This is a genomic window from Pseudomonadota bacterium, from assembly GCA_036141575.1.
GTDB lineage: Bacteria > Pseudomonadota > Alphaproteobacteria > UBA2136 > JAPKEQ01 > JAPKEQ01.
Map to the genome: position 1 here is coordinate 18,324 of JAYZXF010000015.1, position 14,029 is coordinate 32,352.

12 protein-coding genes are annotated in these 14,029 nt (G+C 46.7%); 6 read left to right on the plus strand and 6 right to left on the minus strand.

The genetic code is table 11. The annotated features are described in order from the left end of the window. Positions 1 to 47 precede the first annotated feature (47 nt). The 6 genes from rplK to rpoC all read left to right on the plus strand — a co-directional run bounded on the left by rplK (position 48) and on the right by rpoC (position 10,998). Positions 48 to 479, plus strand: a complete 432-nt coding sequence (gene rplK, locus VX730_06675) for a 50S ribosomal protein L11 (GenBank protein ID MEC9292067.1) — start codon at positions 48 to 50, stop codon at positions 477 to 479. An 11-nt stretch (positions 480 to 490) separates the two neighbouring features. Continuing rightward, positions 491 to 1,183: a 50S ribosomal protein L1 gene (gene rplA, locus VX730_06680; GenBank protein MEC9292068.1), complete on the plus strand. Its 693-nt coding sequence runs from the start codon at positions 491 to 493 to the stop codon at positions 1,181 to 1,183. Positions 1,184 to 1,440: 257 nt separating this feature from the next. Then, positions 1,441 to 1,944 (plus strand): 50S ribosomal protein L10, encoded by a 504-nt coding sequence (rplJ, locus tag VX730_06685; protein MEC9292069.1) that lies wholly within the window; start codon positions 1,441 to 1,443, stop codon positions 1,942 to 1,944. Positions 1,945 to 2,003: 59 nt separating this feature from the next. Further along, a complete protein-coding gene (rplL, locus tag VX730_06690; protein MEC9292070.1) occupies positions 2,004 to 2,378 on the plus strand; it encodes a 50S ribosomal protein L7/L12 in 375 nt (124 codons plus the stop codon). Positions 2,379 to 2,641: 263 nt separating this feature from the next. Continuing rightward, positions 2,642 to 6,850, plus strand: a complete 4,209-nt coding sequence (gene rpoB, locus VX730_06695) for a DNA-directed RNA polymerase subunit beta (GenBank protein MEC9292071.1) — start codon at positions 2,642 to 2,644, stop codon at positions 6,848 to 6,850. Between the two features lie 26 nt (positions 6,851 to 6,876). After that, complete coding sequence (gene rpoC / locus VX730_06700) at positions 6,877 to 10,998, plus strand: DNA-directed RNA polymerase subunit beta' (GenBank protein ID MEC9292072.1); 4,122 nt, start codon at positions 6,877 to 6,879, stop codon at positions 10,996 to 10,998. 474 nt (positions 10,999 to 11,472) lie between these two features. Here the strand turns inward: rpoC and VX730_06705 are convergent, their stop codons facing one another. The 6 genes from VX730_06705 to VX730_06730 form a co-directional block, all read right to left on the minus strand. After that, positions 11,473 to 11,838 (minus strand): hypothetical protein, encoded by a 366-nt coding sequence (locus VX730_06705; GenBank protein ID MEC9292073.1) that lies wholly within the window; start codon positions 11,836 to 11,838, stop codon positions 11,473 to 11,475. A gap of 101 nt (positions 11,839 to 11,939) precedes the next feature. After that, positions 11,940 to 12,386, minus strand: a complete 447-nt coding sequence (locus tag VX730_06710) for a hypothetical protein (GenBank protein MEC9292074.1) — start codon at positions 12,384 to 12,386, stop codon at positions 11,940 to 11,942. 122 nt (positions 12,387 to 12,508) lie between these two features. Beyond that, a complete protein-coding gene (locus VX730_06715; GenBank protein MEC9292075.1) occupies positions 12,509 to 13,027 on the minus strand; it encodes a hypothetical protein in 519 nt (172 codons plus the stop codon). 119 nt (positions 13,028 to 13,146) lie between these two features. Then, positions 13,147 to 13,404 (minus strand): hypothetical protein, encoded by a 258-nt coding sequence (locus VX730_06720; GenBank protein MEC9292076.1) that lies wholly within the window; start codon positions 13,402 to 13,404, stop codon positions 13,147 to 13,149. An 8-nt stretch (positions 13,405 to 13,412) separates the two neighbouring features. Then, positions 13,413 to 13,688, minus strand: coding sequence for a hypothetical protein (locus VX730_06725; GenBank protein ID MEC9292077.1), 276 nt, complete (start codon positions 13,686 to 13,688; stop codon positions 13,413 to 13,415). 17 nt (positions 13,689 to 13,705) lie between these two features. Continuing rightward, complete coding sequence (locus VX730_06730; protein ID MEC9292078.1) at positions 13,706 to 13,975, minus strand: hypothetical protein; 270 nt, start codon at positions 13,973 to 13,975, stop codon at positions 13,706 to 13,708. Positions 13,976 to 14,029 lie beyond the last annotated feature (54 nt).

Consider the following 14,029-nt stretch of genomic DNA (forward strand, 5'->3'; position numbering starts at 1 on the left):
GGAGATGTACGTTCGAACGGCGGATAACCAATAGAAAGTTAGATGAAATGGCGAAAAAAATCGCAGGCTACATCAAACTGCAGGTTCCTGCAGGTCAAGCCAACCCTAGCCCACCAGTGGGCCCAGCTCTTGGTCAAAAGGGTCTAAACATTATGGAATTTTGTAAAGCGTTCAACGCGAAGACACAAGGCATGGCGCCTGGTACGCCAATCCCTGTGACGATTACAGCTTACGCTGATCGTACCTTCACTTTTGAAACGCGTACTCCACCAGCAAGCTTCCTTATTAAGCAAGCTGCTAAACTTAAGAAGGGTTCTTCAACGCCTTCTCAAGGTTACGTGGGTAAAATTAAGCGTTCTCAACTTGCTGAGATCGCAGAAGTTAAAATGAAAGACTTGAACGCAAACGACGTTGACGCCGCTGTAAGCATGCTTGCTGGTAGCTGCCGCTCAATGGGTGTTCAGGTTATTGACGGCTAATACGGGGAGATATGAACATGAGCAAACGTGTAAAAACAAACCGTACAGCGATCAACAAAGACTCTGTGTACGCGATTGATGAAGCAGTAAAAGCACTTAAAGGTGCAGCATCTGCTAAATTTGACGAAACAGTTGAGCTAGCGTTTAACCTGGGTGTTGACCCACGTCACGCTGACCAAATGCTTCGTGGTATGATTTCACTTCCACACGGTACTGGTAAAACAGCACGTGTTGTTGTATTTGCTAAAGGCGATAAAGTGGAAGAAGCAACTAAAGCTGGCGCTGACATGGTTGGCCTAGACGATCTTGTGAAGAAAATCCAAGACGGCTGGTTTGAGTTTGACTACGCTGTAGCAGCACCAGATTGCATGGCAACTGTTGGTAAAATCGGTAAGCTTCTTGGTCCTAAAGGCCTTATGCCAAACCCGAAACTTGGTACTGTAACACCTAACGTAGGTAAAGCAGTTACTGATCTTAAAGCGGGTATGCTTGAGTACAAGACTGAGAAAAACGGTATTATCCACATTGCTGTTGGTAAGAAATCATTTGATGACAAGAAACTTCTTGAAAACATCCAAGCTGTTTACGACATCATCAAGGCTTCTAAGCCATCAAGCCTAAAAGCTAACTACATGAACAAGCTGACTCTGACTTCTACGATGGGTCCTGGTGTTCCTGTAGACATGGCTTCACTAAACGGCTAATAATACAAGTTTTGACGGCGCACTTCGGTGTGTCGTCAATCTGCTCTAAATAATTTAGGGCAACCCTGTCGAAGAAGGGATGGGACGTGACATGGGTCACGGCTTAATTGGACAGCAGTCCGCCCGCCTTGAGACGGCGTAACAAAAGATATAGGTTTTATACCAAATCGGACGTTGCGTTATCGGCAGGTAACTGGGACTGAGGGTGACATGAAATGAAAGTTTCATGAAAGACCTCAAACATAATGGAGAAAACAATGGATAAAGCACAAAAACAAGCGTTTGTTTCTGAGCTTAATACCAATCTGCAAGATGCAGGCGTTGTCGTGGTAGCTCACTACCGCGGTCTATCAGTTGCTAAGATGACTGATCTACGCTCTCGCATGCGTGGTGAAGTCGGTACTGTTAAAGTAGCGAAGAACCGCCTTGCTAAAATTGCTTTCGAAGGCACTCCGTACACTAACATCTCTGATCTTATGACGGGCCCAACAGCTCTGTCATTTTCAGAAGATCCAGTTGCCGCAGCTAAAGTAGCTCAAAGCTTTGCTAAGGAAAACGAAGATTTCGTAATCCTTGGTGGTGCTATGGGCGATACGGTTCTAGATCCAGCTGGCGTGAAGAATCTTGCTTCTATGCCTAGCCTTGACGAACTTCGTGGAACTCTTGTTGGACTTCTTCAAGCTCCAGCAACGAAGATTGCACGTGTTTCGGCTGAACCTGCTGCAAAACTGGCTCGTGTACTGACAATGAAGCCTGAGTAAGCTTAAGTATTAAACTTTAGATATAAACGTAAGAATCCGTATTAAGAAAGGAAACAGCTATGGCTGATCTTAACAAAATGGTAGAAGAGCTTTCAGCTCTAACAGTAATGGAAGCTGCTGAGCTTTCTAAACTTCTTGAAGAAGCTTGGGGCGTAAGCGCTGCTGCAGCTGCTGCAGTTGCAATGCCTGCTGCTGGTGGCGACGCTGGTGCTGCTGAAGAGAAAACTGAATTTGATGTCGTACTTGCTGAAGCAGGTGGCAACAAAATCGGTGTGATTAAAGAAGTACGCGCTATCACTGGTCTTGGCTTGAAAGAAGCTAAGGACATGGTAGAAGGTGCTCCTCAAGTCGTTAAAGAAGGCGCTGCTAAAGCAGAAGCTGAAGAACTGAAGAAGAAGCTTGAAGAAGCTGGTGCTAAAGTTGAACTTAAATAGTTCTTTGGCACGATAATTGCTCTCCAGTGCGCCGTCAGGTGCGCTGGAGCGCTTTTGCTTTTTGAAAAAGAAGCAAAAGGGCAAAAAGTTGGGGTTTTTAAAAGAATTCTTTCTCTAGCTCTTGAATACAGGACGCTGCATGCCTAATTAATAGCAGGGGGTTGCATACCAGAAATGCTCCAGATTTCGGACTGGGTCTAACTTTTAGACAAGAAATGCCGAAGGTTAATATTAATGTGACAAGACAAAGGGTGGCTCATAACATGTCTTATACGTTCACTGAGAAAAAGCGTATCCGCAAGAACTACGGTTCGATTCAATCTGTAGCAGAACTTCCAAACCTGCTCGATATTCAAAAACTATCATTCGAAAAGTTTCTTTCTGGCGAAGTTTTCGCCAAAAAAGGCAAGGGTGGCAAAGCAACTGAGGTTAACTCTGGTGTAAAAAGCGCACTGAGCACGATGTTCCCAATTGAGGACAGTGCAGGCCTTGCTGAACTTGACTATGTATCACACATTCTAGAAGCGCCAAAATTTGACGTTGATGAGTGCTTGCAACGTGATATGACTTTCGCTGCGCCTCTTAAGGTGGTTCTGCGCCTTACTGTTTACGAGAAAAACGAAGAAACAGGCGCTCGCAGCGTTCAAGATATTAAAGAACAAGAAGTTTACTTGTGTGACGTTCCTGTAATGACAGACAACGGTACATTCGTGATTAACGGTACTGAGCGTGTAATCGTTTCTCAGATGCACCGTAGTCCGGGTGTATTCTTTGACCATGATAACGGTGCAACGCACTCATCTGGTAAACTGCTATTTTCTGCACGCGTGATTCCATTCCGCGGCTCATGGTTGGACTTCGAGTTTGACCACAAAGACAACATGTACGTACGTATCGACCGTCGTCGTAAGCTTCCTGCTACTTACGTTCTACGTGCTCTTGAAATGAGTGAAGAAGAAATCCTAGAAACATTCTACGATAACGTAGATGTACGCATTAAGTCTGGCAAATTCGCCCTTGCATTTGAGCCAATGTTTTACATGGGTGTGAAGCTAGAGCAAGACCTTATCGATGCAGATAGCAAAGATGTACTTGTGAAAGCTGGTAAGAAGCCAACGAAGCGTAAGATGAAGCAAATTGAAGAAGGTGGCACGAAGTGGATCGCTCAAGATAAAGAGCAACTGCTAGGCCGTTACCTTGGTGAAGCGATTGTTGAGAAATCAACAGGTGAAGTTCTGTTCGAAATCGGTTCAGAAATCACTATGGAAATGATCGAGAAGATGGAAGAAATGAAGCTGAAAGGCTTCAAGATCCTGAAGATCGACCACCTAAACGTTGGTGGTTACATCCGTAACACGCTTCAAATTGATAAGACAGACTCACGTGAAAAAGCGCTTGCTGAAATTTACAAAGTTATGCGCCCAGGTGAGCCACCAACCCTTGAAGCGTCAAGCAAGCTATTCGAAACAATGTTCTTCGATGATGAGCGCTTTGACCTTTCTGATGTTGGTCGTATGAAGATGAACGCACGTCTTGGCTTTAAAGACCTTGGCGAAGAAATCAGCGTTCTACGTAAAGAAGACATCCTCGCTGTGATCCAGAAGCTGATTGATATCCGCGATGGTAACGACAGCGTAGACGACATTGACCACCTTGGTAACCGTCGTGTACGTAGTGTTGGTGAGCTTCTTGAAAACCAATTCCGCGTAGGTCTACTCCGTATGGAGCGCTCTGTAAAAGAGCGTATGGCAAGCAGTGAAATTTCACAAATGATGCCACATGACCTTGTGAACGCACGTCCACTCAGTGCAGCACTGCGTGAGTTCTTTAGCTCATCTCAGCTGTCTCAGTTCATGGACCAAACAAACCCGCTTTCTGAGGTGACTCACAAGCGTCGTATTAGTGCGCTTGGCCCTGGTGGTCTGACTCGTGAGCGTGCTGGTTTTGAAGTACGTGACGTACACACAACTCACTACGGTCGTATCTGTCCGATTGAAACACCTGAAGGTCCAAACATTGGTCTGATTAACTCACTTTCTACATACGCGAAAGTGAACAAGTACGGTTTCATCGAGACACCTTACCGTAAAGTAACAAACTCTAAAGTAACTGACGAAGTACACTACATGAGTGCCATTGAAGAAGGTGAGCACTACATTGCACAGGCAAACAGCCCTCTTGATAAAGACGGCAAGATGACGGAAGACTTCGTTGTTTGTCGTAAGCGTGGTGAAGTTGTATTCGTACCTCGTGACGAAGTAACTTACATGGACGTTGCGCCAAAGCAGATTGTATCTGTAGCAGCCGCTCTGATTCCATTCCTAGAGAACGATGATGCGAACCGTGCCCTTATGGGATCGAACATGCAACGTCAGGCCGTTCCTCTATTGCGTGCAGATGCACCACTAGTTGGTACAGGTATGGAAGCGATTGTAGCGCGTGACAGTGGTATTACAGTTGTTGCGAAGCGTGGTGGTATCGTTGAAAGTGTTGATGCCAACCGTATCGTAGTACGTGCAACAGAAGACGTAGATATCTCTGCTTCTGGTGTAGACGTATACCGCATGGACAAATTTAAGCGTTCTAACCAAAACAGTTGCATGACGCAGCGTCCTCTTGTGAGCAAGGGCGACACTGTGAAGAAGGGCGACATTATGGCCGATGGTGCTTCTACGGATATGGGTGAGCTTGCGCTTGGCCGTAACGTACTTGTAGCCTTCATGCCATGGAATGGTTACAACTTTGAGGATTCAATCCTAATCTCTGAGCGCATCGTACGTGATGACGTCTTCACATCGATTCACATTGATGAGTACGACGTACAAGCACGTGACACGAAGCTTGGTGCTGAGGAAATCACTCGTGATATTCCAAACGTAGGTGAAGCAGCCCTTAAGAACCTTGATGAAGCTGGTATCATTCGCATTGGTGCGGAAGTACACCCTGGTGACATCCTTGTTGGTAAGATTACGCCAAAAGGTGAAACACCAATGACGCCGGAAGAAAAACTTCTTCGCGCGATCTTCGGTGAGAAAGCTGCAGACGTACGTGATACATCTCTTCGCGTTCCTCCAGGACTTATCGGTACTGTTGTAGGTGTGAAAGTCTTCAACCGTCGTGGTGGTGAAAAAGACGCCCGTACGCTTGAGATTGAAGAGCAGGAAATTCTAAAGCTAAACAGTGACCTTGCTGACGAGCGTCGCATTCTTGAAACGGACGTTTACGGCCGTCTAAGAGATGCCCTTGCTGGCCAGAAGGCTACAAACAAAGTTGACGGCATTACTAAGGGTAAAGAAATTACCGTTGATATGCTTGAAGACATGAAGAAGATTGACTGGTGGAAGATTGCCATCGGTGATGACAAACTCATGAAAGACCTAGAAGGCCTTAAGACTCACTTTGATAGCGCTGTGAAAGCTCTTGATGAGCGTCGTGAAGAGAAGATCGAGAAGATCCGTGCTGCGGATGAGCTGTCTCCAGGCGTTCTGAAGATGGTTAAAGTTTACATCGCTGTGAAGCGTAAGCTACAGCCTGGTGATAAGATGGCCGGTCGTCACGGTAACAAGGGTGTTATCTCTAAGGTAAACCCAATCGAAGACATGCCATTCATGGAAGATGGTGAGCACGTTGATATCGTACTTAACCCACTGGGTGTACCATCTCGTATGAACGTGGGTCAGATCTTTGAAACACACCTAGGTTGGGCGGCAGCAGGTATTGGTAAGAAGGTGAAAGCGCTTCTTGCAGATGGTGACGTGAAAGAAATCCGTAAGTACCTTGAAACAATGTACAAAGACGGCACAGATCCAAAGAGCCTGAAAGCCCTAAGTGATGATGAGATCATTGAACTGGCTTCTAACCTTCAAAAAGGTATGCCAATGGCAACACCTGTATTTGACGGTCTGCTAGAAAAAGATATCTCTGAGCTTCTAGACCAAGCTGGTCTTGACACAGATGGTCAGGTTCAACTGTTTGATGGCCGCAGTGGTGAGGCGTTTGATCGTCGCACGACAGTAGGTTACATCTACATGCTGAAACTACACCACCTAGTGGATGAGAAGATTCACGCACGTTCAATTGGACCGTACTCACTCGTTACGCAACAGCCGCTTGGTGGTAAAGCCCAGTTTGGTGGTCAGCGTTTTGGTGAGATGGAAGTATGGGCACTGCAAGCATACGGTGCAGCCTACACACTTCAAGAGATGCTAACTGTGAAATCGGATGACGTATCAGGTCGTACGAAGACTTACGAAGCGATCGTTCGTGGTGAGCAGAACTTTGAAGCGGGTATTCCTGAGTCATTCAACGTACTTGTACATGAAATGATGGCTCTTGGTCTTAACGTGGAAATGCTTGAAGAAGCACCTGACATGGTTGACGGTACAGCGGAAGATGTAACAGACTTTGATGCTCTTCCAGTGCCAGAAGGTGTAGATACACTTGATGCCACATCAGCAGAACACTCAAACTAATCAGGTGAAAAAAGGATAGATAGACTATGAACGATATCGCAAACCTGTTCGGAAACAAGCAACAAAACCAAAAGCTTTTTGAAGCGCTCCGAATTTCAATCGCATCACCTGAGCAAATCCGTTCTCGCTCATTTGGTGAAGTGAAGAAACCAGAAACGATTAACTACCGTACATTCAAGCCTGAGCATGGCGGTCTGTTCTGTGCCCGTATCTTCGGTCCAGTAAAAGACTACGAATGTCTATGTGGTAAATACAAGCGCATGAAGCACCGTGGTATTGTGTGTGAGAAGTGTGGTGTTGAAGTAATCGAATCTAAAGTACGCCGTGAGCGCATGGGTCACATTGATCTTGCTGCTCCTGTTGCGCACATTTGGTTCCTAAAGCTTCTACCAAGCCGCATGAGTGCCATTCTGGACTTCACGCTTAAAGATCTTGAAAAGGTTCTTTACTTTGAATCATTCATCGTAACGGACCCTGGTGTAACAACGCTTGAAAAGCACCAAATGCTCACTGATGAAGAGCTTATGGACGCTCAAGATGAGTTTGGTGAAGATGCCTTTACAGCAGAAATTGGTGCGGAAGCGATCCGTACACTGCTTAAAGAGCTTGACCTGAAGACTCTACAAGCTGAAATGCAAGCTGAGCTCAGCGATGACCTACCTGATGTACGTCGTCGTAAGCTTGTGAAGCGTCTAAAAGTTGTGAACGCATTTTGTGACTCTGGTAACAAGCCTGAGTGGATGGTTATGGATGTTATTCCAGTACTACCACCTGAGCTTCGCCCTCTCGTACCACTTGATGGTGGCCGCTTCGCGACATCTGATCTTAACGATCTTTACCGTCGTGTAGTTAACCGTAACAACCGTCTAAAACGCCTTCTTGAGCTACGTGCTCCAGAAATCATCATCCGTAACGAGAAGCGTATGCTTCAAGAATCTGTGGATGCTCTGTTTGATAACGGTCGTCGCGGACGTGTGATTACTGGTGCGAACAAGCGCCCACTTAAGTCTCTTGCAGACATGCTGAAAGGTAAGCAAGGTCGTTTCCGTCAGAACCTACTTGGTAAGCGTGTAGACTACTCTGGTCGTTCGGTTATTACCGTTGGTCCAGACCTACTGCTACACCAATGTGGTCTTCCGAAGAAGATGGCTCTTGAGCTGTTCAAGCCATTCATTTACCAACGTCTGGAAATGAAAGGCCTAGCAACAACGATTAAAGCTGCTAAGCGCATGGTTGAAGATGGTGAGGTTGAAGTATGGGATGCACTTGAAGAAGTGATTCGTGAGCACCCAGTTATGCTTAACCGTGCACCGACACTTCACCGTCTTGGTATCCAAGCCTTTGAGCCTAAGCTTATTGAAGGTAAAGCGATTCAGCTTCACCCGCTTGTATGTACAGCATTCAACGCCGACTTCGATGGTGACCAAATGGCGGTACACGTACCACTATCACTTGAAGCACAAATTGAAGCGCGCGTACTTATGATGTCGACAAACAACATCCTATCGCCTGCATCTGGTAAGCCGATTGTCGTGCCTTCTCAGGATATTATTCTGGGTCTGTACTGGCTATCTCTTGCACGCTTTGGTGAAGTTGGTGAAGGCTCTGTCTTTGCAAACATCGGTGAAATTGAGCACGCCCTTAACGAAGGTAGCGTAACGCTTCATACACGTATTAAAGGTCGCTTCCGCGGTAAGACATACGACACATCTGTTGGTCGTCTGATTCTTGCGCAACTGCTACCTGACCATCCAGAACTAGACTTCAACGTACTGAACAAGATTCTTACGAAGAAGGAAGTGGGTGCACTTATGCACACGGTTTACCTGAAGTGTGGCCAGAAGACGACTTGTATCTTCGCTGACCACCTCATGCAGCTTGGTTTCAAGTTTGCGGCACGTGCAGGTATCTCGTTCGGTAAGGATGACATGGTAATCCCTGATACGAAGTACACGCTTGTATCTGAAGCAGAAGCTGAAGTGAAGCGCATGGAACAACAGTACATGGATGGTCTGATTACATCTGGTGAGAAATACAACAAAGTCATCGATATTTGGCAGCGTACAACTGACCAAGTTAAAGATGTGATGATGGCGGAAATTTCTGACAAACAAGTAGATGTTGACGGTGAAAAACGCACACAGCCTTCTGTAAACAGCGTTTACATGATGGCAAACTCTGGTGCCCGTGGTTCCGTTACTCAGATGCGTCAGCTCGCTGGTATGCGTGGTTTGATGGCCAAGCCGAATGGTGAGATTATCGAAACGCCGATTACAGCGAACTTCCGTGAAGGTCTAAACGTCCTTCAGTACTTTAACTCGACTCACGGTGCGCGTAAGGGTCTTGCCGATACCGCCCTTAAGACAGCGAACTCTGGTTACCTGACTCGTCGTCTTGTGGATGTATCTCAGGACTGCGTAATCGTTGAAGATGACTGTGGTACTGAACAAGCAATTAGCGTATCTGCGATTACTGATAGCGGTAACGTGATGGAATCTCTAGAGGACCGTATCCTTGGCCGTACTGTGGCTGAAGATGTTGTGAACCCTCTAACTGGTGACATCATCGCTGTACGTGACACTCTACTTGACGAAGAGCTTGTAGACGCAATCGAAACTGCTGGTATTGGTACAGTTCGCGTACGTTCTGTTCTGACTTGTGAAAGTGACGAAGGCGTATGTGCGAAATGTTACGGCCGTGACCTTGCTCGTGGTACTCCTGTGAACATCGGTGAGGCTGTTGGTGTCATTGCTGCTCAGTCGATTGGTGAGCCGGGTACACAGCTGACAATGCGTACGTTCCACATTGGTGGTACAGCATCTGCTGGTACAGCGAAATCTAAGGCTGCTGCTGAATCTGAAGGTACAGTGAAACTTGAGAACGTAGTCACTGTGACGAACTCTGATGGTGCAAGCATCATCATGAGCCGTAACGCTGTTGCACGTATCACAGATAAATCTGGCCGTGAGCGTGAGGAGCACAAGCTTCCTTACGGTTCTAAGGTTCACGTGAAAGACGGTGCTGAGCTTAAGCTTGGCGACACGATTGCGGATTGGGATCCATATACACTTCCAATCATGGTAGAAGCACAAGGTACAATCCAGTTTATGGATCTTGTAGAAGGTGTCTCTATCAAGGAAGAAATGGATGAAACAACTGGTATGTCATCTAAGACAGTTCTTGACTGGAAGCAAAACCCACGTGGTGCTGACATGAAGCCTGCTATGGTTCTTCTAGACAAGAAAGGTAAAGTGGCAACTCTACCAAACGGCGCGCAAGCGATCTACTTCCTACCTGTAGACGCGATTCTTGCTGCGGAAGATGGTAAAGAAGTTTCTGCTGGTGACACGATTGCTCGTATGCCTCGCGAATCTCTTAAGTCTCGCGATATTACCGGGGGTCTACCACGCGTTGCTGAACTCTTTGAAGCACGTAAACCAAAAGACAGTGCCCTTATCTCTGAAGTTGAAGGTACAGTCTCATTTGGTAAGGACCTGAAAGGTAAGCGTCGTATTATCGTAACTGGTAAAGCTGCTGATGGCTCTGAAGATGTACGTGAGTACCTTGTACCTAAGGGTATCCACCTAAACGTACGTGATGGTGACTTCATCGAGGCCGGTGAAATGCTGATTGAAGGTGCGCGTGTACCTCAGGATATTCTCCGTACGCAAGGTGTAGAAGCTCTCGCTGAGTACATGATCGGTGAGATCCAATCGGTTTACCGTTTGCAAGGTGTAACAATCAACGATAAGCACATCGAGGTGATTATGCGCCAGATGATGCGTAAGGTGATGATTACGCGTGCAGGTTCAACAACATTCGTTCCTAACGAACTTGCTGATGCGGTTGAAGTCGAAGAAGAGAACGCACGTCTAGTGGCACAAGGTAAGACACCTGCTGAGTACGAACTGTACTTGCAAGGTATTACGAAGGCCAGCCTGACAACTCGTTCTTACATCTCTGCGGCATCGTTCCAGGAGACAACGAAGGTTCTAACTGACGCTGCAACAAGCGGACGTGTAGATGACCTGAACGGTCTGAAAGAGAACGTAATTGTTGGTCGCCTGATCCCAGCGGGTACAGGTAAGATGCTGAGCACAATGCGTAAAAGCCAACTGGCTACTGACGTAACACCTCAGATTGACTAAGTCTGACTTACATAAAAGCCCCGCAAGAGCGGGGCTTTTTCGTTGGTGTTTTTTCTTTGCTCTCGAAGTCACTTTTTTCATGCGCTTCGCTACTTCAAAAAGATGAATTCCCGCAAAGTATGATCTTGGCAAAAAAATATTAGGCCTTTTGGTTTTGCCAGCAATCCCAAAAGAACTCTTTTTTGCCGTCGCAGCCCCTTAGGTCTGCGGCTCGGCTATTCGCCTCGCATGACGTTATGAATCATCTCAAAATGCTCAATACGTAAAATGCTTGCCTAGTAGATTGCGTAGCGAAGCGGAGCCAAAACGCTCAGGCGTTTTGATCGGTTTAAAGCATTTAAAAATAAGACGGAGGATTATTTTTGCAAAGGTGCGCTTTAAACCAAGACCGTAGCTTGCGGAGAATCTTATTTTGAAAATTTCATATTTTCTAAATGTGAGGCGGAGAGCAAGCAAAGAGAAACAATATAAAATCTAACGCTCTAAAACAGCCTCATGCGAAACACTCTTCATCTCATCAATAAATGCTCTCAGAGCATCGTCCCTTGCGTTTCTTTCATCTGGAGGACAGTTGTTATAACAGTGAGATTCAAACACATGATATGTCTCCTCAAGAAGCGGGAGCGCGCGTTTTAAGTCTTCTTCGTCAACTAAAGGATAATCAAGCTGTAAAATTTCATCAAAAGGCTCTACGGCTCTCTCAGCGGCTTCAACAAGTTCTTCAGCGCGTTCACCGTAAGACTCACTCACATCTGGGCACATCTCAATATGGCCTTTTAGGCTGTGCAAGTAGCGGCTCATGTTATCAGCCTGCTCTGCTGTGAGTTGAACTATGCTCATAGGCGTCCTTTTGTTTGCTGCATAAGGTATAGGAAAAGTTTAAACCTTATGCAAGGACGAGAACAGAAAAAAGCCCCACAGTTGCAGGGCTTATTTTCGATTTAGAAACCAGCAGCGCAGTAAAGTGCTTCAGTTTGGTGTCTATTCAGCAGCGTATAGCCAGCTTCCCAACTGCTATGCTCTATGAATTTGATAGGGGCGGCAAGGGTGCCATCCATCAGCACATAGTTTACATAATAGACGGGTTTACCTGCAGCAAGAAAGGCATCAGCCATTTGGTAGATTTGCTGTGAAATACGACGTGCAGGGCGGCGTACACCTTGATTTATCATCCAGCCCGAAGGGGCTTCTTCAGAGTGGAGGTCATGGTCAAACCCAGCAAAGCAGCATTTGTCACAGGATTTCATCATGTCATCGTAAGAGAGTTCACTCGTAGCAGGGCTAATGACTTTGACGCCTTCAGCTTCCATAGCAGCTGTGATCGCTCTGTCTTTGTCTGTGCCGTAATCGCAGGCAGGCAGCACGAGCAGAAGTGTTTTTTGGGGCATAAGAACCTCAGATAAGCGGGACCTATAAGGTGTATTTATGCCTTAGGTGTAGGGGAGCGGGGGGAATATATCAAGGAGAAAAATAAAACAGCCCCATGGGAGGGGCTGTTGCAAGGATCGATTTATTTCTTGTAGGTGCCAGAGGCACGCAATAGGGCGCGGGTTTCATCCACGGTCAGCTTGGTAAAACCATTAGCGGTAGCCCAGTCATCAGCCGCGACACCCATGAGAAAGATAGAGTTGGTCGAGTCTTGGACGAAAAAGACAGGTTTACCAGCATCAAAGATGGTATCAACCTCTTTCCAAACGCCTGCACCAATGCGGTGGCAGGGGGAGGTTCCAAACTCAAATCCTGTGCTGTCCCGAAATCCGTGGTAGCCATGAGGCACGCCCTCAGCATTCAAGTCATCGGCAAAGGCAATGAAAGCACATTCATCGCAGGACATGGCCATATTGGTCCAAAACTTCATGCGTTCGCCGGTAAAGGCAGGGCTTTCCAGCCAGTCATCATAGGCTTGCTGATGATCCGCAGGATTGACGACATGGTAGCCTTCAGCTTCAAGGAATTTGATGATCTTGGCTTCACGTTCTGTGCCGTAATCGCACATGGGGTGAGCAAAGTAGATGGTTTTCTGGGGCATGAGTTGCTCCTATAGAAGGGGAAGGGAAGATGAGGTATGGCAGTGTTATATCATGATTGTATTCAATGCGGCAATAAGGAAAAACAAACCGCCCTATTTAGGGCGGTCTGCATCATCGTTTATTCGTTGAGTATGCGGCGTGCTAGTAATCCGCCAGCAGCAGTTGAAAGCAGACCACAGGTGGCAAAAAGCCAAGGGGAGCTAGATACCAGGACCAAGATGGCAAGGCCAATGGTACTCATAACTGCTGACCCTAGGAATATGATACCCATAGCCATATCACCTTCTTGTATGGCATGAACGCCAAAGAAGATGTAAAAGCCGCCAGCAAGCGCAGCAACGCTAAAGACAACCAACAGAAAAATCAGCTCAAACATGAGCGTCTCTACGGCTGCATGGCCATGATGGCGCGCGCCGTCATGTTTGTCATTTCACCAAGGGTGAGGGGGTGCTTTACTTCAACACACGCTTCAATACCGCCCAAAGGCCATTTATTAATGTCTGCAGCGCATGCAGGGCAATTGTAAGCATGGTTGGCGCGGTTATAGAAAACAGCGCCCTGTGAAGTGCAGCTGGGGCGGTTACATTCACCGCCAAACACTTGGCCTTTAGGGCCGTTGTGTTGCGGGTAGCGCCGCGGGTGATAAGTCGGATTTTCCATAGGAATCTCCTGAAAGGTTAGGGGGTGAATTTTTCAGCGCGATAGCATGCGATGAGAAATCCAATGAGGCCACCCACCAAACAAGCAGGGATGGCAATAGCAGAGTAAGCATTGGTGAGTGCTGTGATAAACACAACAACCGAGGCCACCAAGTACATATAGGCAGGGGTCACGTGGCCCAACCTGAAGTTTTCAAAGAAGGCAGTAGATGCCAGTATGGCCAGAGTAAAAACAAAAGCAATACCAAGAAGGCCACCTGTGCCAATCTGTAGAATGAGATCTTGCATAGTCATCTCCAAGAAAAAGTAAGAGGAAAGATGAATGATTTCATATTTATAGCA

Bases quoted from the DNA above. Each gene is read 5' to 3' on its own strand.
- rplK (MEC9292067.1), top strand. From the start codon at position 48: ATGGCGAAAAAAATCGCAGGCTACATCAAACTGCAGGTTCCTGCAGGT.
- rplA (MEC9292068.1), top strand. From the start codon at position 491: ATGAACATGAGCAAACGTGTAAAAACAAACCGTACAGCGATCAACAAA.
- rplJ (MEC9292069.1), top strand. From the start codon at position 1,441: ATGGATAAAGCACAAAAACAAGCGTTTGTTTCTGAGCTTAATACCAAT.
- rplL (MEC9292070.1), top strand. From the start codon at position 2,004: ATGGCTGATCTTAACAAAATGGTAGAAGAGCTTTCAGCTCTAACAGTA.
- rpoB (MEC9292071.1), top strand. From the start codon at position 2,642: ATGTCTTATACGTTCACTGAGAAAAAGCGTATCCGCAAGAACTACGGT.
- rpoC (MEC9292072.1), top strand. From the start codon at position 6,877: ATGAACGATATCGCAAACCTGTTCGGAAACAAGCAACAAAACCAAAAG.
- VX730_06705 (MEC9292073.1), bottom strand. From the start codon at position 11,838: ATGAGCATAGTTCAACTCACAGCAGAGCAGGCTGATAACATGAGCCGC.
- VX730_06710 (MEC9292074.1), bottom strand. From the start codon at position 12,386: ATGCCCCAAAAAACACTTCTGCTCGTGCTGCCTGCCTGCGATTACGGC.
- VX730_06715 (MEC9292075.1), bottom strand. From the start codon at position 13,027: ATGCCCCAGAAAACCATCTACTTTGCTCACCCCATGTGCGATTACGGC.
- VX730_06720 (MEC9292076.1), bottom strand. From the start codon at position 13,404: ATGTTTGAGCTGATTTTTCTGTTGGTTGTCTTTAGCGTTGCTGCGCTT.
- VX730_06725 (MEC9292077.1), bottom strand. From the start codon at position 13,688: ATGGAAAATCCGACTTATCACCCGCGGCGCTACCCGCAACACAACGGC.
- VX730_06730 (MEC9292078.1), bottom strand. From the start codon at position 13,975: ATGCAAGATCTCATTCTACAGATTGGCACAGGTGGCCTTCTTGGTATT.